The sequence below is a fragment of the Ferrimonas sp. YIN67 genome, assembly GCF_057219095.1.
The window spans coordinates 667,983-687,814 of record NZ_JBXVVJ010000003.1; the positions used below are offsets into that span (position 1 = coordinate 667,983).

17 protein-coding genes are annotated in these 19,832 nt (G+C 59.8%); 10 read left to right on the forward strand and 7 right to left on the reverse strand.

What is annotated here, in order from left to right; all coding sequences use genetic code 11:
• Positions 1–132 precede the first annotated feature (132 nt).
• The 3 genes from AC2D8U_RS10235 (at position 133) to AC2D8U_RS10245 (ending at position 3,002) form a co-directional block, all read left to right on the forward strand.
• Positions 133–960, forward strand: coding sequence for a hypothetical protein (locus tag AC2D8U_RS10235; RefSeq protein WP_484618934.1), 828 nt, complete (start codon positions 133–135; stop codon positions 958–960).
• A 339-nt stretch (positions 961–1,299) separates the two neighbouring features.
• Positions 1,300–1,857 (forward strand): hypothetical protein, encoded by a 558-nt coding sequence (locus AC2D8U_RS10240; protein ID WP_484618935.1) that lies wholly within the window; start codon positions 1,300–1,302, stop codon positions 1,855–1,857.
• Positions 1,858–2,114: 257 nt separating this feature from the next.
• Positions 2,115–3,002, forward strand: coding sequence for a 5'-methylthioadenosine/S-adenosylhomocysteine nucleosidase (locus AC2D8U_RS10245; RefSeq protein WP_484618936.1), 888 nt, complete (start codon positions 2,115–2,117; stop codon positions 3,000–3,002).
• 104 nt (positions 3,003–3,106) lie between these two features.
• Here the strand turns inward: AC2D8U_RS10245 and AC2D8U_RS10250 are convergent, their stop codons facing one another.
• Positions 3,107–4,711, reverse strand: a complete 1,605-nt coding sequence (locus AC2D8U_RS10250) for a methyl-accepting chemotaxis protein (protein WP_484618937.1) — start codon at positions 4,709–4,711, stop codon at positions 3,107–3,109.
• 181 nt (positions 4,712–4,892) lie between these two features.
• Positions 4,893–5,294, reverse strand: a complete 402-nt coding sequence (locus tag AC2D8U_RS10255; protein WP_484618938.1) for a hypothetical protein — start codon at positions 5,292–5,294, stop codon at positions 4,893–4,895.
• Between the two features lie 430 nt (positions 5,295–5,724).
• Between AC2D8U_RS10255 and AC2D8U_RS10260 the strand changes: the two genes are divergently transcribed.
• Positions 5,725–7,077 (forward strand): ammonia-forming cytochrome c nitrite reductase subunit c552, encoded by a 1,353-nt coding sequence (locus tag AC2D8U_RS10260; RefSeq protein WP_484618939.1) that lies wholly within the window; start codon positions 5,725–5,727, stop codon positions 7,075–7,077.
• A 90-nt stretch (positions 7,078–7,167) separates the two neighbouring features.
• Positions 7,168–7,581, forward strand: a complete 414-nt coding sequence (locus AC2D8U_RS10265) for a hypothetical protein (protein WP_484618940.1) — start codon at positions 7,168–7,170, stop codon at positions 7,579–7,581.
• A 47-nt stretch (positions 7,582–7,628) separates the two neighbouring features.
• Here the strand turns inward: AC2D8U_RS10265 and AC2D8U_RS10270 are convergent, their stop codons facing one another.
• On the reverse strand, positions 7,629–8,009 hold the full coding sequence (locus AC2D8U_RS10270; RefSeq protein ID WP_484618941.1) for a hypothetical protein: 381 nt from the start codon (positions 8,007–8,009) through the stop codon (positions 7,629–7,631).
• 592 nt (positions 8,010–8,601) lie between these two features.
• Here AC2D8U_RS10270 and AC2D8U_RS10275 point away from each other — a divergent pair.
• A complete protein-coding gene (locus AC2D8U_RS10275; protein ID WP_484618942.1) occupies positions 8,602–9,096 on the forward strand; it encodes an NlpC/P60 family protein in 495 nt (164 codons plus the stop codon).
• A 72-nt stretch (positions 9,097–9,168) separates the two neighbouring features.
• Here the strand turns inward: AC2D8U_RS10275 and AC2D8U_RS10280 are convergent, their stop codons facing one another.
• Complete coding sequence (locus AC2D8U_RS10280) at positions 9,169–10,794, reverse strand: methyl-accepting chemotaxis protein (protein WP_484618943.1); 1,626 nt, start codon at positions 10,792–10,794, stop codon at positions 9,169–9,171.
• A gap of 256 nt (positions 10,795–11,050) precedes the next feature.
• On the opposite strand from AC2D8U_RS10280, the gene AC2D8U_RS10285 reads away from it, so the two are divergent.
• From AC2D8U_RS10285 to AC2D8U_RS10295, 3 genes are all read left to right on the forward strand, one after another.
• A complete protein-coding gene (locus AC2D8U_RS10285) occupies positions 11,051–11,800 on the forward strand; it encodes a ribonuclease H family protein (RefSeq protein ID WP_484618944.1) in 750 nt (249 codons plus the stop codon).
• 295 nt (positions 11,801–12,095) lie between these two features.
• Positions 12,096–13,571 (forward strand): glutamate-cysteine ligase family protein, encoded by a 1,476-nt coding sequence (locus tag AC2D8U_RS10290; RefSeq protein WP_484618945.1) that lies wholly within the window; start codon positions 12,096–12,098, stop codon positions 13,569–13,571.
• The gene (locus AC2D8U_RS10295) at positions 13,568–14,629 is read left to right on the forward strand and encodes a M14 family metallopeptidase (protein ID WP_484618946.1); all 1,062 of its coding nucleotides are present in this window, start codon (positions 13,568–13,570) and stop codon (positions 14,627–14,629) included. Before AC2D8U_RS10290 ends, AC2D8U_RS10295 begins: the two co-directional genes overlap by 4 nt.
• Here the strand turns inward: AC2D8U_RS10295 and AC2D8U_RS10300 are convergent.
• Positions 14,626–16,863, reverse strand: a complete 2,238-nt coding sequence (locus AC2D8U_RS10300; protein WP_484618947.1) for a patatin-like phospholipase family protein — start codon at positions 16,861–16,863, stop codon at positions 14,626–14,628. The two genes, AC2D8U_RS10295 and AC2D8U_RS10300, sit on opposite strands and share 4 nt — an antisense overlap.
• Before the next feature lie 151 nt (positions 16,864–17,014).
• Between AC2D8U_RS10300 and AC2D8U_RS10305 the strand changes: the two genes are divergently transcribed.
• Positions 17,015–17,476 (forward strand): ferritin-like domain-containing protein, encoded by a 462-nt coding sequence (locus AC2D8U_RS10305; protein ID WP_484618948.1) that lies wholly within the window; start codon positions 17,015–17,017, stop codon positions 17,474–17,476.
• 80 nt (positions 17,477–17,556) lie between these two features.
• Here AC2D8U_RS10305 and AC2D8U_RS10310 read toward each other — a convergent pair whose 3' ends face one another.
• Together AC2D8U_RS10310 and gndA are read right to left on the reverse strand one after the other, a co-directional pair.
• Positions 17,557–18,102, reverse strand: coding sequence for a hypothetical protein (locus tag AC2D8U_RS10310; protein ID WP_484618949.1), 546 nt, complete (start codon positions 18,100–18,102; stop codon positions 17,557–17,559).
• A gap of 187 nt (positions 18,103–18,289) precedes the next feature.
• Positions 18,290–19,801, reverse strand: a complete 1,512-nt coding sequence (gndA, locus tag AC2D8U_RS10315) for an NADP-dependent phosphogluconate dehydrogenase (RefSeq protein ID WP_484618950.1) — start codon at positions 19,799–19,801, stop codon at positions 18,290–18,292.
• Positions 19,802–19,832: the final 31 nt, after the last annotated feature.

Sequence of the window (19,832 nt, forward strand, 5' to 3'; positions counted from 1 at the left end):
CCCGCAAGGGGCCTTTTTGTTGCGGCTTCCACCGAAACCATCCACCAAGCATTGATCCAGATCATGCCTTCGTCGCCCACAGCCCTCTCCCCTACCTAGACTTAAAGGATCCTCTCGAGATAGGAGGTTTTGATGATGCGTCATACATTAGTCTGGTTCCTGGCTGTCGGACTGATGGGCTGTGGCGGGGGTGACTCCGACGGCTCAAACGGTTCAGGGAGCCCAACGAACCCCACTCTCACTGCGGCAACCAGTGGGGTGTATGCGGGAACCGTCGGCCCCTTGGCCGATCCCTACATCACCCTGGCGTTGATGGCGCCTGACGGTGAGATCCAGTCCTTCAGTATCAAAGAGAGCCTGGATGTCGACTTTGCCTTGGGCGAATACGCTGCCAACGGCAGCAATGGTGAGCTGCAAGCCCAGGGGCGCCTCTATGGCTGTCTCTACGACAATTGCCTGTGGGAGCAGGTCCAGTTCCAGGCCCAGTTACGGGGCGGTCGCTGCACGGGCAACATGATGCGACAGGGGATGGGCCAGCAACAGGCCCTCGATCTGCAGCGGGATCCACTTAGCGACAACCAGTACTCCCTCTCCCAGATGGCGGGGGCCTGGTCGGCCGATGGCCTGATCGATCTCACCATGGACGGGGCCGGGCAATTCACCGGCATGGATATCCAGGGCTGTGTCATTGACGGCACATTGACCGAGATCGACCGTGTCGCCAACCTGTTCAGGATCCAACTGCAGTTGCGGCAGTGCGCCCAGACCGACGAAGCGTTCAGTGGCTTGGCCTTCTTCTTTAACGATGCCGACGGCCTCAACCTGATGGCCCTGACCATGAGCAGCACACTGCCCTACCCCCTCACAGTCTGGCGCTCAACGAGCAACACAGATGCGCCCCAAGCCAGCGGGCCCAAGGCAGCCATCAAGTCCCTGTTGCAAAGGCAAGCCACTCCCTGACCCCCAAAGGCCCCCATGGGGCCTTTCTCGTTACCCCAACTTGGCTGGCGCCAAGGATTGAGCCCAGGCAGCACACGGACAACGGCCCCGGCCTAAATCCTCAAACAGGCTCCCCTTCAACCGGGCAAGCCCCAACCCAAACCAATGCCCCTATTAAAGAGCGAGAAATGCCCTAGGTTCTGCGGTCAGAGCTCCACATTATCAGCAGGACCTCAAACACACTCGCGCATAGGGTTTGAGGTAATGCCGTTCTGCACACCTTAAGAAATGCTACAAACAAAACAACTGGTTAACACGCTCTGATGGCGCGCCAATAGAGCATACATGGAGTGTAAGGCAATGCGGAAGTTGATCGTAATGGCCCTGTTCGCGGGTCTGGCAGGTTGCGGCGGTGGTGGCAGCAGTTCATCCAACAATGAGAGTAACGGCAGCAGTGACGGTGGCAGCAACACCAAGCCCACCTTTACTCTGGCGCAAAGTGGGGTCTATGCCGGTGTCGTCACGGGCGGCAGCAGTGAACTGAACGGTAGCGGTAGTTTTGATATCACACTCGCCACGGATGGCCGTTTTTCCGGGCTGGGCCTGGATGGCTGTGTGCTGAGTGGGAAGCTCACCCCTCATTCGGGTGTCAACCTGTTTACCGTCACCCTGAGCGCGACTCAATGTGTCTTCGAACAGGAAACTTTCCAGGGGCTGGGTTTCATGTTCGAGGATGAAGACGGAACCAACCTTCTAGCCTTGACCACCAGTGACAACCTGGCCCTGCCAATAGTGATCTGGAACGGTCAGCCCTCTGCCGCCAGCAAGGCATCCAGCGTCGCGACAATGAGCGAAGAGTCTATGGGACGGTTCAAACAGCAGTTGTCGACAAACTCCTACCCAGTACTTCGTTTCTAGTGTCAGATCTCCGGCAAGCGCACCGAAAAGCATCAGCCAGGTGAGCCGCCGGGTTCACCACCGCGAGCAAAACGATCAGACAAGGCCCCGACACGGGGCCTTGTACTTTCCTACAACTCAAAGCCGAGAGACGCGACCTCCCCAAAAGACTTTCGGTTTTCCTCAAACGCTATTTCTGTTACGTTAGCGCGGATTTTCCGTGGCGAACTCAAGCCTCCCAGGAAAACAAACATAAAATCAAACAGATAGAGAAAAACATGTTTACCCTGACCCCGTTGAAAAATGCCGCCGTGGCGCTGTGTGCGCTGATGGCAGCCTTTGTTGTCTCAGCAAGCCCGATGAAAAGCGTTTCCGTTCCAGGAAACAGTGCCCCGCTTCAACCGATCCTGATCCAGGGCCCCATGCCCATCGAAGCTCAGCACTTTGCCGCCAAGCTGGACGATGTGCGCATCGAGCACACAGGTAACTTTAGCTTTTACATCGGTACCCTGGATGGCTACCCGGTGATCGTTTCCAAGACAGGTAAAGGTGTCGAGAACACCGCTGCGGCCACCGCCATCGCCATCGAGCGCTACAAGCCGCGCGCCATCATCAACCAGGGCACCTCCGGCGGCCACGATCCCTCCCTGCATGTGGGTGACATCGTCCTGGGCAAGCGCGCTGTTAACTACAGCAGCATGAAGACCCCGTTCAAAAAGGCGGGCGAAGGCTCCGACCCTATGAGCTGGATCCCCATGGACGTAATGGCGTCCGAAGGCAGCGCCGGTGAAGGCGAAGGCGCCGCCGACGCGGAAAAGATCCGCTACTACGAAGGCAGCCCCGAGCTGCTGGCCTCTGCCCGTGCCGTGAAGGGTAAGTACACCCGCGGCAAGGTGGTTGAAGGCACCCTGGGTGGCGCCAACTTCTGGAACAACGAGCTGGACCGTATCCAGTGGATCCACGAAAACTTCGGCACCAGCGTCGAAGAGATGGAAAGCTCCTCCGCCGCCATGATGGCCGAAGCCTACCAGGTGCCCATGCTGGGGATCCGCGTGCTGTCCAACAACATCACCAATGCGGGCAAGTACGATCCAAGCACCGCCGATGACTGCCAGGAGTTCGTTCTGGAAGTGGTCAAACACTACATCTCGACCATTCAGGGCTAAAACGGTTAGCCAGATAGCGGAGCCTCTCTATCGAGTACGATTCCAGGGGCACCGCCGAGTCTTGCCACTAAGGCATGAAAAAGGCCCCGCATGGGGCCTTTCCTTTATCTCGCCATCGGCATACTCCGGTGTGTTACCTCGCCTCCCTGTTGCAACAACTGACGGCAACTCTGCTCGATGGCACGGGAAGCCTGGGTGAGCTGGCTGAGTTGATCCTGACGTTGGCGGTAGGAGTGATGCACGGTATCCAGGTGGGCACTCAACTGGGCCAAGGCCTGACGCTGCTGCTCCGTCGCGGTTGCGGTATAACTGGCCCCCATCTCCACACCCTGCACCTCCTCGGAGATCCCCTGGAACTGAGTCACGATGCACTGGATCTGCTCGACGAAGCGGGTCAATCTGTGTGTTTCCTCGGTCACCTGGTGACGACTGTGCTCAACCCCACCCTGCAGGCGTTCAATCGTCTTGCCTATCTCCACGGTTGCCTCCTGGGTGCGCACTGCCAGGGTTCGCACCTCGTCCGCCACCACGGCGAAGCCCCGCCCCTGCTCCCCGGCCCGGGCCGCCTCGATGGCCGCATTGAGCGCCAACAGGTTGGTCTGATCGGCAATGCCGTTGATGGTCTCCAGTACCGAGGCGATCTCCTCGGAGTGGGCATGAAGCCCCTCGGTCATCTGCTGAGTCTGCTGGCTCTGCTCAATCAGAGTTTGAGCTACCTGACGCACCCCTTCGAGCTCCTCACTGCTGTCCTGGATCTTCGCGCAGACCCGCCCGGTTCCTAGGGCCCCTTCACCGGCCTGCTCTGCGACCTGGGCCACGGTGGTCGCCAACTCCTCCACCGAAGCGGCGATCTCGCTCATGGCCCGCTCCTGATCCGACAGGCTGGCTTCTGTCTCCCGACTGATCCCGGTCAGATTGCCGCCCTGCCGCTCCAAGGCCTCGGCAGCCTGGACAATCCCTTCCTGCCGTTGCTGCTGTACGGTGATCAGCCCATTCAGGGCCCGGGCCAGTTTATCCAGCTCGTTACTCCCCTTCACCTCCAGCGCCTGTTCCCGGCTGCCCCCCTGGCTCAGTGCCTTAATCGTCTCGGTAAAGCGCGCCAACCGTCCCGACAGGTAAGCGGGCAACCACCAGGCCACCAGGGCAAACAGCCCCAGACACAGCAGAGTCAGCACCAAGCTTTGCTTCTGAGCCTGCTGGCGCAGGGCACTCGCTTGCACCTCTGCCGCCTGCTGCAGTCGATCAAAGGCGCCCTCGGTATCGTCCAGCCAGTTGCGGCCCTGAGCAAACGCCACCGATAATGCCGTCGCCTCGACGGGCTCTCCGGCAACCCTGGCCCGACTCAAACGCTGATACTCGGCAATGGCTTGTGGGAAGCGGCCCAGTTGCTGTGCCAGGGGGTCCGGCACCAGCAAGGTCGCGGCCTCGGCGGTCCGCTCCAGTGCCTGAGCCAGGTTAGCCGCCACCTCCTGGTTTGGCGTTCGGTCCCCTTCGGACACCAGGTTGGTCACGCGAAACAGCGACTGGTAGAGATCCCTGTCCGCCTCCAGCACTAGGCGTTTGGCCTGGGCCAATTGCCGGCTCTGATAGATAAAATGCTGCTCCAGCTGTTGTGCTCGCCACCCCGCATTGAGGGCCACGGCGACACAGAGCAAGGCGAGAAAGAGTACGGCCAGGCGCACCCGCCCACTTAAGGTTTTGACTAGCACGGCGATATCCTCCCTGATCCTCTCCACCCATCCTGATGAAGAACCGGCCATGTACGCGACTCAGTAAGCGTAGATGGGATCCCCTTAATGGGGGAGCAGCCCATGAAAAACATCAGAAAAACATCAGAAAAACAAAGCCCGCCATGAGAGGCGGGCTTTGTTGTGAATATGCTCAGGAAATTCAGAAGGCGTAACGCACGCCGATCCCCAGATCCAGCTCAAACTTGCTGTCATCAAAATCCAGACCCGGAGCCAGGAACATCATCCCGTCCCAACCCGGCGCAAAGGGCAGCTCCAGACCCAGGGGGACCCGCACGCCATAGCCGTGATCCCAGCCAACAAAGCCGCCGACCCCCACATTCCAGTTAAGCGGGATCCCGTCAAGATCCGCCAGCCGACCGCGGCGCAGCAGGTAATCGGCCGTGACGCCGTCATTGCCGATAAAGGCGTTGATCCGCTGATTGAACTGGAACATCACCCCCAATCCCTCATCAGCCCCGAAGCCCACCTTGATGCTGGCGTGAGCAGCGGTAGAGCCCAATAACATCAAGGCACACAGCCCACGAATAACCATGCTTCTCATCGAATATTTTCCTCTGTGACACTCGCCCAGACTCGGCGAATATGACTCATCAAACCGCCCCACCCTACCGCCGGGCCCGACGGCGGTCAAATTCACTGTTACCAGCATGTCATTACACAGGCGACCAGACCGGCCATCGACTGCAGCAAGGGAGAATACGTACAGCCCCCTATAACGCCTCCAGTCCCCATCTCTCCCGGAAGACCCAATACAGCACACCCAGTGAGGGTTGTGCAAATAATCCCCAGCCGTGATCCCGCTCAGCCCCCCACTTGGCTCAAGGAAAAATAATGTCATCCCGGTTACCCCAAGGAGCGAACCAACTCAATATTTACCACCAAAAACATACACTTAAGATGCTCTTTTAGGAAATGCCTCGTATCCTGTCTCCATTCGGCCGACGTTGTGAGCCGAATAAGAGGATGATGAGATGATGAAAAAGTTAACCCTGGCGATCGCCGTCGCCACCCTGAGCCACAGCGCTTTGGCAAAACCTGTGCAGTCCGATAACCAAGCCTGGAAAGAGCGCTTCCCGGCACAGTACGCCTCCTGGGCCGAAACCCAGGACACCGACACGGTGATCGATCTGCTGGAAGAGAATCCGAACCTGGTCGTCCTGTGGGCCGGCTATGGGTTCATGAAGGATTACAAGAAGGCACGTGGCCACCAGTTTGCCGTGACCGACGTTGCCCAGACCCTGCGCACCGGTGCCCCCATGGGCAATGCCGACGGCCCGATGCCAGCCTCCTGCTGGTCCTGTAAGACCCCGGATGTGGCCCGTCTGATCGACGAACATGGCGAAGGCGAGTTTGCCAACAAGAAGTTTGGTGCCTGGGGGCACGAGATCTCCAACGCCATCGGCTGTGCCGACTGTCATGAAAGTGGCAGTCCCAAGCTGACCCTGTCCCGCCCCTACGCCGAACGCGCTATGGTCTCCGTCGACATGCCGTTCGCCGAGCAGGATCGTAAAATGCAGGGCTCCCAGACCTGCGCCCAGTGTCATGTGGAGTACTACTTCGACGCCAGCAACGACAATACGGTGAAATTTCCCTGGGACAAGGGCCTGACCGCCGAAGACGCCGAAGCCTACTTCGATGCCAAGGGCTTTTCCGATTGGACCCATGCCATCTCCAAGGCGCCCATGCTCAAAGCACAGCACCCGGAATTTGAAACCTGGGCCACCAGCGTGCATGCCGACATTGGCGTAACCTGCATCGATTGTCATATGCCCAAGGTGACCAACGAACAGGGCCGCAAATTCTCCAAGCACAACGTGGGCAACACCATGGACAACTTCGAGGCGGCCTGCTCCTCCTGTCACGATAGTCAGTCCGAGATGGAAGCCCAGCTCAAAGCCAACAAGGCTAAGATCGCTGCGGAGAAAGATAAGGCGGAAGCCATCATCGTCCGTGCGCACTTCGAAGCGGGTGCCGCCTGGGATGCCGGGGCCAGTGAGACCCAGATGCAGCAGGCGTTGCAACACATCCGTCATGCCCAGTGGCGCTGGGACTTCGGCATCGCCTCCCACGCCATTCATGCCCACAACCCGGGCGAAGCCTTGCGTCTGCTGGCCTCCGCACAGGAGCTTGGCCTCAAGGCACAGGCCGAGCTGAAGAAGGTGTTGGACAAACAGGGCGTGAAACAGCCCGTGGCACTGCCGGATATCACCAGCAAAGACAAGGCCCATGCCGTGGTTGGCTTCGATCGCAAGGCCGATCAGGCGGCTAAAGATGCCTTCCTGCGCGACCGCGCCAAGGCCAAGTGGAACACCCCACTCAAGTAAGTTCTTACTTACCCACTACGCCCGGCCAAGTGCCGGGCGTTTTCATATCTGCGCTATGCTCATTAACAGGTTCAACAATGGAGAGATGCCATGCGAAGACTCATCCCGCTTTTAGGCTTGGTGGCCCTGGTGGCCTGCAGCGAACAGCAGCAACAGGACACTCAGGAGGCCATAGAGAAAGCCAAACAGGAGGCCGCCGAACTCAGCGAGCAGGCCAAAGAGGTGGCCAACGAGGGCTACGGCGCGGCCAAAGAGGTCGTTGAGCAGGGGCAGGAGGCCGCAGCCGATGCCTATGAAGACACCGCAACCCGCGCAGGGGAGGCCTACAACGAAGCCGTTGAACGTGCCGACGAGCTGGTCGAGCAGGGCAAGACGGCCATCGACAGCAGCCTGAATTCGCTGCAGGAGGAGGCACAGTCTCAAGTCGAAGAGGCCGATACCGCGGCAGAGAAAGCCAGGGAAGCCGCCGAAGCCGAACTGAAGAACCTTCCCGACGGGCACTAGCCCTCTCCTGACGAAGCTGGCGTTGTGAACGCCAGCTCAGCAACAACTCAGCGCAGGCTGAAACTGTCACCACCGTAATAGAGTGACATCTTATCACCACGACGCAGGCGGCCTGGCATCAGACCCTCATTGAAGCGGGTGTGACGATCATAGTGCCAGCGGGTTTTGTGGCGATTGCCATTACGATCGACGATCAGCAGATCAGCCTTGTAGTTGGGATGATTGCGCACAAAGATCGCCTCAACCTGGACCTGGGATTGACCCTCATGCATCACCACCGCCTGGCAGGCATCAGCCAGCCCCGGAGCCTGTGCCAGGCTCGCCTGGGACCATTGCACATCGGCACAATCGGCGGCATAAGCAGGAAGGGAGAGTAGCGCACTGGCCACGACGACAGGGACACACATAAAGCGTAATTGATGTTTCATCTCAAACTCCTCGATGAATCCATCCGGTGCCACCCTAAGGTGGCTCCGAGCGACAACCACACCGCATCAATTCGATGCGGTCAGAATCCCACTCCGGGCACCCATGCTCCGCTCTCCCTGATCAGGCCCTGGGCCCCAGCATCGGTGGTCATCTCCAAGTGTAGAGCCTCCACTGCCGGTCGGTACTCAATCCACCGCGCCCGGATCCACACCGCCTCTGTCATCGCCAGACACCATCCAGAGAAATGGGCCGTCGCACGGCACAAAGCCGTGACGCCCCGGCACCGGGAAGGGATCCCCATTCGTCACTGAGCCAAGTTTCAGGAGTTCGCGATAACAGAGCCCCAAGTGAGGTGCTAGGAAGGCGGGCTGCAATAACAAGCTGGGCGAAGCAAGCGGCGCTGGGCCTCCCTGCTGTCCGGGCCAGAGAATTTGCGAGCCTTGCAGAGACAAGGGCTGAACTCAAGCTTCAAGGGCTGATCAGCGCCCACGTCAAAGTCGTAATCAGGATGAGGGGCGAACTCAATTCAATTCCGGTTGCGGTCGCTGATCTTAACGGGCCAACCCTGTATCCTGCTCCGGAGTTATCACGATGAAGATGGTTATGTTTCGCCCACTCTCCCTGCCCTTCCTGCTCTTGGCCCTGCTGCTCACGGGCTGCGCCCAGGCACCAGCGCCCACCAGCAGCGCCCCCAGTTACAACAAGCCCCAGGGCTCCGAGGCGATCAGCCAGCGCCTGATGCAGCAACACAGCGACTGGGCTGGCGTTCCCCATCGCCTGGGCGGCACCAGTAAACAGGGCGTGGATTGCTCCGCCCTGGTACAGCTCACCTACCGGGATCACTTCGATCTGCTCCTGCCGCGCACCACGGAGCAGCAGGTCCAGCGGGGCGTGGCGATCTCGCGTCAGGAGCTGCGCCCGGGGGATCTGGTGTTTTTCAAAACCGGGGCCAATGTCCGCCATGTCGGCATGATGGTGGACACCGTGAGTTTCCTCCATACCTCCTACAGCCGCGGAGTCATGTTGTCACGGATGGATAACCCTTACTGGGCGGCCAACTACTGGCAGGCACGGCGAGTACTCTAAGGCCAGCCCAATGCCCCCGGACTCGGCTGGCCCATTGAGGCCTTTCTTGCAAGCGGCGAAGCCTAGGGCACCTCACGCCAGTTTAAACTGGTTCACAGCCCGCTCCAGACTCTGCGCCAGGGTATGCAACTGGGCCACCGAGTCTGCCGTGGCTCCGGCCACGCCACTGTTGCCCTGGGCTTTTTCGGCGATATTGCCGATACGCTGAGACACCTCATTACTGGCATTGAGCTGTTCGGCCAACGCCCGACTGACCTCATCGATGATATGCCCCAGATCCACAGAGGCTTCCTGCAACTCCCGCACCGCCTGCTCCAGCTCGACGCTCTGCTCCAGCCCCTCATGGACACTGGAGGCCACCTGGCCCATCTGCTCCACCACCTGTGTCGTGCCCCCCTGGATCTGGGTCAATGAACCGGCGATCTGACCGGTCGAGTCCGAGGTCCGCTCCGCCAACTTGCGCACCTCGTCGGCCACCACGGCGAAGCCTCGACCCTGCTCCCCCGCCCGGGCCGCCTCGATGGCGGCATTGAGCGCCAGCAGGTTGGTCTGCTGCGCCACCTCCTCGATCACCGTGACTATGGTCTGGATCTCCGTCGCCTGGCCATCCAGCGTCGACACCAGGGCACTGGACTCAGTCACCTGCTCAGACACCTGCTTCATGCTGGTGGCACTCTCCACCATGGAGGCGGCGGTGCGTTCGCTCTTGGCCCCCGACTGCAGGGACAATTGACGCATCTTCTCCGCATTTTGGCTGATCCCGGCAATGCTTTGGCTCAATTGCTCCACACCGGCGGAGATGGCATGGGAGGCATCCTGCTGCTCCAGCGAGGCGGTCGCAATACGACCGGCATTCTCATTGAGTGTCTGGGCGCCCTGCAGCAGGGTCCCCGTGCTTTGCTGAACACTGGAAAAAGCTTCCTGCACCGCCTGCAACAGGCCATTACAGGCCCGGGCTACAGTGCCGATCTCATGCCTGTCTCTCAGGGGCAGGCGTACGGTGAGATCCCGCTGATTGTGGATCCGATCTAGTTGGTCTCTTAATTCATGGAGGGGCGTGATGATCGAGCGAGCAACCCAGTAGGATAAGCTGAGCAGCAGCAGGGAGATCAGCGCAACACTCCCCAGATTGGTCCAGGCCTGTCGCCAAAACTGGCTTTCCACCTCATCCAGGTACAGGCCGGAGCTGACGATCCAGTCCCATGGGGCAAAGTTGCGGGCGAACCCCAGCTTGGGTTTTAGCTCGGTCTCGTTGGGCTTGGACCAGACGTATTCGACATAGCCCCCCTGGGGATCCTGCGCGGCGCGGATCGCCTCCTGGAAGATGTACACCCCATTGGCGTCCTGCAGCCGAGACAGATCCTGGCCGATCAAACTGGCATCGTGGGGGTGGTAGATCATCCGCCCCTGATGATCGTACACGGTAAAATAGCCATTTTCGTCATAGCGTATCGCCCGGATCAGCTCTCTGGCCCGCTCCTGAGCCTGAGCCAGGGTGATCTGCCCGGAGTCTGCCTGGGCCTGATAGTCCGCCATCAAGGTGAGCACGGAATCCACCAGCTCCCGCGTGTCCCGCTGCCGCTCTTCCATTAACAGGGCTCTTTGGGCATAGAGACCGTATCCACTGAGCAGGCACAATGCCAGCATGGCGGTGAAGATGAGCAAGCCCAGGCGCAGGCGGATCGATAAGTGAATCATGGCGTCCTTACCCTATGTTCATGATGATTGGCCACCTTCCTGTGGCGCTTACAGTGTAATCACTGGTGACTCCAGTCTGGATACACTAACACTGTTCGTGAAACCCCTTCACCCCCCGATTGACAGATCTTCCCCGGAGAGACCAAACCGGGCAGGGATCCCCTGGCACCCGGTAAAAATTCCTCCCGCGCTTGCTCCCCCCGGATCAGCCCCTATCATAGGCCGCCAACACTCCTCTTATTTTGCGGGTCCTACCATGGCAAAAAAATTCTACGTGGTCTGGCAAGGGCGCCAAACCGGGATCTTTACCGAATGGCCCAAGGCCCAGGCAGCGGTCAGTGGCTTCGCAGGGGCCAAGTACAAGGCCTACCCCAGCCGGGAAGAGGCGATGGCGGCATTGAAAATGGGCCACCAAAAGGCCCTGGGGGCGGCCAGCCCCGTTAAGAAACCGCGTCAGACCGCCAAAGCCTCGGGGCACACCCCGCCTGACAGCGACGTCCTGATCTACTGCGACGGCGCCTGCGATCCCAATCCCGGCAACGCCGGAACCGGTGTCGCCGTCTATCTCAAAGGCGAGCTGAGCGAGCTTTGGTACGGCCTCTACAACCCGCAGGGCACCAACAACACCGCCGAACTCAACGGCCTGCACCAATCTCTGCTGCTGGCTCAGCCACACCTGGCCGCCAAGCGCAGCGTCACCGTGCTGTGTGACTCGGTCTACGCCATTAACTGTGTCAGTGTCTGGGCCGACGGCTGGAAGAAGCGAGGCTGGAAGCGGGCGGGTGGCGAGATCCAGAACCTGGCCCTGATCCAGACCATCTATGCCCTGTGGCAGGAGCTCAAGGAGCAGGTGACGCTGCAACACGTCAAGGGCCATGCCGGGATCGAGGGCAATGAACTGGCGGATCGCATGTCCATGGTGGCAGTGCAACAAGGGGAAGGCGGCTGGGTCCGCTATCCGGGACCCTTCGATCTTAAGGCCCTGCTGGCGATGCGGGCTGGCTAACCCAAAGAGATCGACAGAGGGAGTCCGGCGGCTCCCTCTTTTTGACCCCAAACTCCCCATACTCCCCATGACGCATCGAGGGGAGGCCGAGGCCAATAGATCCGCTTGGCAACTCCCCGGCTCACTGTGCTCATGCTGCGAGCGAGCGCTCACCCCAGATCCGCCATGTCACTCGCTATATAACCCCAGCGGTTCCTAAATTCTCCTTTTTGATCAGCGCAATATTTCAGCGAACCATGGCAGTGTGCGCGGGATCGGATATGATGAAAGGATCAAGGCCAAGGAGAGGATCGCGATGGGACAGCGACTCGAGCATAGCCAAACTCGTGAAATGGATTTCACCCGTACCACCGAGCGACTCGACAAAGAACTGCAGATCCTTGGGGAACTGTTAGCCCAGCCGGGCTGGGGGAAGGGCCCCATGACCCTGGGCGCCGAACTGGAGCTGTATCTGACCACTCCTGAAGGCCGCCCCAAGATGTTCAACCGTCAGTTGCTGGCCGCCGCCGGCGATCCCCTGTTGACCCCGGAGCTCAATCGCTTCAATCTCGAGTACAACTGCCCCTACACCCCATTTCGCGATACTCCTTTCTCCCACCTGTGCCGGGATCTGACCCATAAACTGCATCAGTTGATCACCCTGGGGGCGCACCATGCCTGCCAGATCAGTGCCATTGGGATCCTGCCAACCCTGCAACGGGCCGACTTCGGCCTGCCGTCCATGACCGATGAGCCCCGCTACCGAGCACTGACCCAACAACTGTGTCAGCTAAGGGGAGGACCTTTTCAGATCCAGATCAACGGCGCCGAGCCCCTTCAGTTAACCGCCGAAGACCTCACCCTGGAGGGGGCCAATACCTCCTTTCAGGTGCACCTGCGGATCCCCCCCGAGGAGTTTGCCGACTGGTACAACGCCATCCAACTGGCCACGCCCTTCGCCCTGGCCCTGGCTGGCAACTCCCCCCTGTTTCTTGGCCACAGGCTGTGGCAGGAAACCCGGATCCCCCTGTTTAAGCAATCCATCGACTCCCGCAATGTCTGCCCAACCAGCTATAAACGTCCGGCTCGTGTCTCCTTCGGCAAGGGCTATGTCCGCCACAGCGCCCTGGAGCTGTTTCGCCAGGGCGTGAGCCTGTTCCCCATCCTGCTGCCCCATTCCGGCGATATCAGCCCCAAGCCCGGCGATGGACCGGCCCTGGCAGCATTGAGGATGCATCAGGGCACGATCTGGAGCTGGAACCGCCCCGTGTACGATCCCTGCGCCGGCGGCCATCTGCGCATCGAGGTCCGCAGCCTGCCGGCAGGCCCCACCTGCGCCGATATGCTGGCCAATGTCGCCCTGCTGATAGGGCTCGCCCAGCACTTTAGGGCCGATCTGGATCGCCGGCTCGATGCCCTGCCGTTTGAACTGGCCGAATACAACTTCTATCGAGCCGCACAACACGGCCTGGATGCCCAGATCCTCTGGCCGGATCCTCAGGGGCGCCTCAAGGAGCAAGCCATCATACCCTTGCTGGAGGAAGCCCTCGATAAGGCCGGCCCGGGATTGCAGACACTGGGGATCGCCCCTTCTGAGCAAGCCACATTCATCAACCTGCTGCGACAACGTTTGGCCACCCGACAAACCGGTGCCCAGTGGCAGCTGGCGACCCTGGCGCAGTTTGAGCCCGTACTGGGCAGGCAGGCAGCCCTGGCCCGCATGTTCGCCTTCTACCAGAAAAACGCCGCCAGCGGTAAAACCGTGGCGCAATGGGAGGTGCCCACACCATGAGAATGGATCGCCTGCATGACGTTCCCCTGCCGGAGGCCGATGCCCTCGATGAGGGGCTTTGGCACTGGCTGAAGCAGCAGGAAGGGCCGGTGTGGATGACGCAACCCGGGCGAGATCCCAAGCGCTGCCGGGTGGTGGTGACCCTGCTCCACGGTAATGAGCCCTCGGGCAGTCATGGGATCTGGCATTGGCTGCGTCGAGGAGACACGCCAGCGGTGACGTGCCACTTTTGCCTGGTCAACATTCAGGCTGCCATCGCTCCACCGGGCTTTTGCCATCGTCATCTTCCCGGCCTGCCCGATCTGAACCGCTGCTTTACCGTGCCGACACCCAAACAGGCCGAACACTCCGCCTGGCAACTGAGCCAGGCCCTGCAGCAACGGATCGAGGCCGTAGCGCCGGAAGCCGTGGTCGATCTGCACAACACCTCGGGCAGTGGCCCCAGCTTCGCCGTCGCCACGGTCAACGACGAACGCCACCGCGCCCTGGCCGCCCTGTTTACCGAACGAATGCTGCTGACCGAGGTCCGCCTCGGAGCCTTGATGGAGCACACCCACCCCCAAAGCCCCATCATCACCATCGAGTGCGGGGGATCGGAAGATCCCCAGTCCAATGATGTGGCCAGCGCCGGGCTCGCCCAGTTCCTGCTAAGGGAGCAGATCCTGCAGGAACCCTCCGGGGACTGGCAGCTGGAGGTGTTGACTCAACCACTGCGCATCATGCTGCGCCCGGGCGGCACCGTTCACTACGCCGAAGCCCCCTGTGACTGGGCCGATCTCACCCTGCCGCCGGACATTGAACGGCTTAACTTTGGCTGGCTGCCAGCGGGACAGCCCCTGGGCTGGCTGGGCAGTCAGGGGCTGGACGCCCTGGAGCTGCACGATGGCACCGGCAGGCGTGCCGCTCACACCCTGCTTCGCCAGGAGGGACAGCGCCTGACACTGGCGTCCGACTGTAAGCTGTTTATGATCACCACCAATCCGGAGATCGCCGTCAGTGACTGCCTGTTTTACGCGGTACTCAGCCCAAAAACCTCGGACAGAGCGCCCGCCATCTAGAATGGCTTGCCAAAAAAGAAGTAGATGCTGTCCTGGCCCGTGTCGGCGTGACCATAGCCCAGGGCAATGGGCCCCCACCCCAGATCGGCACTGACAAACAGGCTGCCGGCGTAGATCAGATCTTCCAGGGCGATCTGATCACGCTCCAACCAGACATTGCCCGCCTCCAGTGACGCCCCCAGGTAGATGGGCCGGGTGATCCCCAGCGGCGCACCCTGCAGGTTGTAACGATAGATCCCGCCCGCCAGCGCCTTGTGGCTGCCAAACAGTGCATCCTTGTTGTAGCCCGACAGATTGAGGAATCCGCCGATGGAAACGACTCGAGAAAGGTGCAGTCCATCCTGATCCAGCCCCTGCCATTCCAGCTTGCCAATCAGGTTATGGTTGCCCCACTGGGTCGCGCCCATCCAGCGGGCATCGAAGCTCCACAACCTGGTTTCCTCCAGTCCGGGCTGGCCTGACGCAGGCAGCAGACGTGTGTGGCTGTCCAGATAGGCCAGCTGCAGGGTGAGACGCCCGCCCTGAGTGGGAAACATCGAGCTATCAAGGTGATCATACCCCAGAGACAACTGCGGCCCCTGAATATGATAACGCGCCAACTTATCACTGAGATCCTTGGGTACAGGCAGATACTCTCCATCCTCGTACAGGTAGGAGAGTTCGGCTTGCCAGCGGGGCTTCAGGTTCATGCCCAGGCCAACCTGGCTTTCGTGGCTCCTCTGATCGATCCGCCTGAGCCCATTGGCTTCGAAGCGGGTCCAACGCTGATCTTCATAGCGGTACTTGGCCCGCAGATAGTAGCGGCGCAGATCGTCCAGGGGACGATACAGCTCAGTACTGAAACGCTTGTTAGTCCCCAGGTTCAGTTCGTTACGCCACTCTATTCGGCGGTTAAACAGGTTCTTTGCGCTGTAGGCGAGATCCAGACCAAAATCGAGATCGTCTTCGAAGTTGTCTTCGAAGCGCAGCCCGAGATCGAACACATTCGGCCCCCAGCTTTTGCCTCGGGCCGTCACCACCAACTCCTGCCCCAATGCTCCCTCGATAAGCTGCATGTCGACCCGTTCAAACTCGTTGAGGGCGTAGATCCTTGCTACCGCAGCCTCCAGCCCATCGCTGTCCAGCACCTCTCCCGGTTTGAGGCCCAGGGCTTCACGGATCTCCTTGTCCCTTAGCCAGGAATCGTTATGCAAGGTGATCTTGGCCAGGCGCGGACCCGACTTCAGCAGCGCCTGCTGCCGCTGCTGCTTCGCCTGCCGATAGGCCTGATATGCCTCGTCACTCATGGATAACCCCTTCAGCCAGGGGAGATGGGTAAGGGCGACGGTTTCCCCTCGACGGACCATCGTCGGCATCAGATCAAAATCACTGGTTCCCACCCCCTCAATATCCGGCACGATCAGCAAGTCTCGCTCGGTCAATGTCGCCACCTGCTGGTCCCGGCTCAGGTTAGTCAGGTATCCGGACAGTTGGTTGAGCACATCCACCACGGAGTCCAGCTCCTCCCTGCCCAGCAGGGGTGAACCGATATCCACCGCGATCACTATGTCGGCCCCCATCTCCCTTACCAGCTGGATCGGCAGGTTATTGACCAGGCCGCCATCCACCAGCAAGCGCCCTTCGTGCTCGATGGGCGCCAGCGCTCCAGGCACCGTCATGCTCGCCTGCATCGCGGTGGCCAGATCTCCCGAGGAAAAGACCACCTCACTGCGATCCGCCAGATCCGTCGCCACGGTACGCAACGGGATGGGCAGGGTATCAAAGTCACTCACACGAGGAACAGGACCGAGGGAGCGACGGATCAGGGAGGACATGGTCTGTCCCGCCAGCGCCCCCCGGGGTAGGGTCACCTCTCCCTGGTTAAAACCCATTTTCAGTTCGATGGGATAGCTGTCGACGAACTCTTTGTCGCGAAAATTCAGGGCCTGTCGAGGCACCCCATCGGAGAAGCCGGTATTAAAGTCCAGCTGCGCCATGCGTTGTTCGATCTCGTCGGTACTCAGGCCCAGGGCATACAGGCCGGCGACATAGGCCCCCATGGAGGTGCCTGCGATCCGATCCACCGGGATCCTGTGTCGCTCCAACACCCGCAGCACACCGATATGGGCCGCACCTTTTGCCCCGCCACCGGAGAGTGCCACCCCTATGGTCGGACGCTCTGAGGCCGACAGGATCCCGACCGCACCCATGAGGCAAAAAAACAGGAGGCTCCGCCGTCGCCAAGATTGCATCATTTCTCACTTCCTGTGGATAGTGTGTTCCTAGCTGCCATTAAATCACTCTTCTCGCCCGCCGCCCAATGTTACGCACACACCCTCATCGGTGCGGCAAGCCGACGACTTATGCGCTAAACCTTGAGGTTCAATCCCTCAGGAGAAGCATCAAATGAAAGGCTCAGTAAAAAGTGCAGCCATCACACTGCTCAATCAGATCATGGAGATGGAGTTGGCTGGCGTCGTACGTTACACCCATTACAGCCTGATGGTGTTCGGTTATGGACGCATCCCCATCGTCAGCTGGCTCAAGGGCAACGCCGAAGAGAGCCTGCAGCATGCCCACAGGGCCGGCGAACTGGTCACCCTGATGGGCGGCCATCCCTCTCTGGGGATCGGCCCCCTGCTGGAGACCAAACAACACGATATTGGCGATATCCTGCGAGAAAGTCTGGCCCACGAAAAGGCGGTAGCTGCCCTCTACTACCAACTGCTCGATGCGGTGCAGGGAGACTCGGTGTTGCTCGAAGAGTATGCCAGGGAGATGATCGTGACAGAGACCCTGCATGAGGATGAAGTAGACAAAATGCTGCGACAACCGGGGGATCTTGCGGCCTTCGACTCGGAGCATTAAGACAAGGCACAGACGATGAAGCCGGAGCCTAGTGTCGATCACAGGGCAGGACACAGGGCACCCGCCCCCCTGCCCCTTTATCAGCGATTCCCCGACTCCATAGAGATGGGGACTGTGCCTTCCTCTGTGCTCATCACGACCGCATCGGTGCATACATGGGCCACAGGCTGACCCTGACGGACCAGCACCAAGCCTTGAATTGGCTGAGGCTCGTGATTGCTGATCCCGGCCCAACAGGCTTCAAATGACCAGACGATATCCCCATCCTGCCGCTGCTGCTTAAACGCTTCCCACTCCCCCTCAAGCAGCGCCAACGTCGCCCGCATCTCTTCGGCATGCTCCAACGCCTCTATGTCCACCGGCTCCCTCAAATCCCCCGGCTGCACCATAAAGGGAAGTTGAGGCCTGGGCTCCCTAAGCCTCGACAGGTTGTCTAACAACACCAGGGGCCACAAGAGTATTGTCAGAGCCAACTGGATCCCCCAACGAAAACTCAGACGCATCGGTTGGTGCCGCCATTGCTGCCAGATCTCGCTCCAAAAGCCCCCGCTCCCTTCATGGCGGGTTACGACCCACCCCAGGGGTAGCAACACCAGCCCAATCAGCAAGTACGCCGTGATCATCATGTAAGCTCCCACAAACCAGAATGATGTGCTCCCCTCTGGATCTTGGACTGCGTTTCGCTGGGGAACACTCAAGCAAGTAAAGAACGGTTTTAAGAAAGTCGCAATGAAACAGGGCGTTAATCTAAGGTGTGATAAATTGCGAAGACAAAAAAACCGCCCGAAGGCGGTTTTTTTGTCTCGATCAAGATCACATCTTAATCATGGCGCGCTCTGGTGTACCCCACTCGACGTGGTGCATCTGACCCGCGGGGGCATCGGTGCGTTCAAAAGTATGGGCACCGAAGAAATCACGCTGACCCTGCAACAGGTTTGCAGGCAAGGTCTCCAGGCGGTAGGAGTCGTAGTAACCCAGCGCTGAGCTGAAGCCACTGCAGGGAATGCCCATCATGGTCGCCTTGGCGATGGCCATACGCCAGTTCATCTGGTGTTTGGCGATCTCACCGGCAAAGAACTCATCCACCAGCAGATTGGCCAGATCGTCATTACGCAGGTATGCATCTGTGATGGACTGCAGGAAGACGGCGCGAATGATGCAGCCTGCTCGCCAGATCTTGGCAATGGCGGCAAAATCCAGGGTCCAGCCATTGGCCTTCGCCGCAGAGCGCATCAACTGGAAGCCCTGTGCGTAAGCACAGATCTTGGAGCAGTAGAGGGCATCATGCAGCTGAGCAATGATCTCACGCTTTTCCTCTTCGGAGACAACCATGCGTTCCGGTCCCACCAGCACCTTGGACGCGGCCACACGCTCACTCTTGAGGCTGGACATGGAGCGGGCAAATACGGACTGAGCAATGGTTGGAGCCGGGCTACCCAACTCCAGGGCGCTCATGGCGGTCCACATGCCAGTACCTTTCTGCCCGGCACGATCCAGGATCACGTCCACCAGAGGCTGGTCAGTGGCACTGTCCATCTCCTCAAGCACCTCGGCGCTGATCTCAATCAGGTAGCTGTCCAGCACGCCTTGGTTCCACTGGCGGAACACCGCGGCAATCTCTTTCGGAGACATGGCCAGTGCATCACGCATGACGTGGTAGGCTTCACAGATCAACTGCATATCGGCGTATTCGATGCCGTTGTGCACCATTTTCACATAGTGACCCGCACCATTAGGACCTATGTATTCGGCACATGGCTCACCCTCTTTCACCGGATTGCCCGGCTCGGCGCGTTCGATGGGCTTGCCGGTTTGCGGATCCACCTTGGCAGCGATCGCCTGCCACATCGGCTTGATGCGATCCCAGGCACGACGGTCACCGGACGGCATCAGGGATGGCCCGAAACGGGCGCCCGCTTCCCCACCGGAAACGGCGGTAGAAAAGAACATAAACAGGCCGGCGTATTTCTTTTCACGGCGAACGGTATCGCTCCACAGGCTGTTACCTGTGTCGACCACGGTATCATCCGGCCCGATCCCGGCTTCGATCAGCTTGCGGCAGACACTGTCCACTGGCGCTCCCGCAGGCACGGACAACACGATGGTACGGGGCGCTTTCACCTTGGCCAACAGATCACCGAAAGAGTCACAGCCTTGCACTCGAGCAAGGTTGTTATTTTCCACCATGTCCTGCGTCAAGACGCTGTCGACTTTGTCTTGGTCCAGATCGAACGCGGCCACCTGATAGCCGTTGTCCGCGAGGTTCAGTGTCAGGCTCTTGCCCATTACACCCAAACCAACAAAACCAATATCGCAAAGCGCCATCTGCTTTTCCCCTGAAAGAAAGTTACAACCA

What these genes read in the sequence shown, in the direction of transcription:
- AC2D8U_RS10285 (WP_484618944.1), top strand. Translation starts at nt 11,051, where the DNA reads ATGGCAAAAAAATTCTACGTGGTCTGGCAAGGGCGCCAAACCGGGATC.
- AC2D8U_RS10265 (WP_484618940.1), top strand. Translation starts at nt 7,168, where the DNA reads ATGCGAAGACTCATCCCGCTTTTAGGCTTGGTGGCCCTGGTGGCCTGC.
- AC2D8U_RS10240 (WP_484618935.1), top strand. Translation starts at nt 1,300, where the DNA reads ATGCGGAAGTTGATCGTAATGGCCCTGTTCGCGGGTCTGGCAGGTTGC.
- AC2D8U_RS10235 (WP_484618934.1), top strand. Translation starts at nt 133, where the DNA reads ATGATGCGTCATACATTAGTCTGGTTCCTGGCTGTCGGACTGATGGGC.
- AC2D8U_RS10270 (WP_484618941.1), bottom strand. Translation starts at nt 8,009, where the DNA reads ATGAAACATCAATTACGCTTTATGTGTGTCCCTGTCGTCGTGGCCAGT.
- AC2D8U_RS10310 (WP_484618949.1), bottom strand. Translation starts at nt 18,102, where the DNA reads ATGATGATCACGGCGTACTTGCTGATTGGGCTGGTGTTGCTACCCCTG.
- AC2D8U_RS10245 (WP_484618936.1), top strand. Translation starts at nt 2,115, where the DNA reads ATGTTTACCCTGACCCCGTTGAAAAATGCCGCCGTGGCGCTGTGTGCG.
- AC2D8U_RS10295 (WP_484618946.1), top strand. Translation starts at nt 13,568, where the DNA reads ATGAGAATGGATCGCCTGCATGACGTTCCCCTGCCGGAGGCCGATGCC.
- AC2D8U_RS10255 (WP_484618938.1), bottom strand. Translation starts at nt 5,294, where the DNA reads ATGAGAAGCATGGTTATTCGTGGGCTGTGTGCCTTGATGTTATTGGGC.
- AC2D8U_RS10290 (WP_484618945.1), top strand. Translation starts at nt 12,096, where the DNA reads ATGGGACAGCGACTCGAGCATAGCCAAACTCGTGAAATGGATTTCACC.
- AC2D8U_RS10300 (WP_484618947.1), bottom strand. Translation starts at nt 16,863, where the DNA reads ATGATGCAATCTTGGCGACGGCGGAGCCTCCTGTTTTTTTGCCTCATG.
- AC2D8U_RS10275 (WP_484618942.1), top strand. Translation starts at nt 8,602, where the DNA reads ATGAAGATGGTTATGTTTCGCCCACTCTCCCTGCCCTTCCTGCTCTTG.
- AC2D8U_RS10260 (WP_484618939.1), top strand. Translation starts at nt 5,725, where the DNA reads ATGATGAAAAAGTTAACCCTGGCGATCGCCGTCGCCACCCTGAGCCAC.
- gndA (WP_484618950.1), bottom strand. Translation starts at nt 19,801, where the DNA reads ATGGCGCTTTGCGATATTGGTTTTGTTGGTTTGGGTGTAATGGGCAAG.
- AC2D8U_RS10305 (WP_484618948.1), top strand. Translation starts at nt 17,015, where the DNA reads ATGAAAGGCTCAGTAAAAAGTGCAGCCATCACACTGCTCAATCAGATC.
- AC2D8U_RS10280 (WP_484618943.1), bottom strand. Translation starts at nt 10,794, where the DNA reads ATGATTCACTTATCGATCCGCCTGCGCCTGGGCTTGCTCATCTTCACC.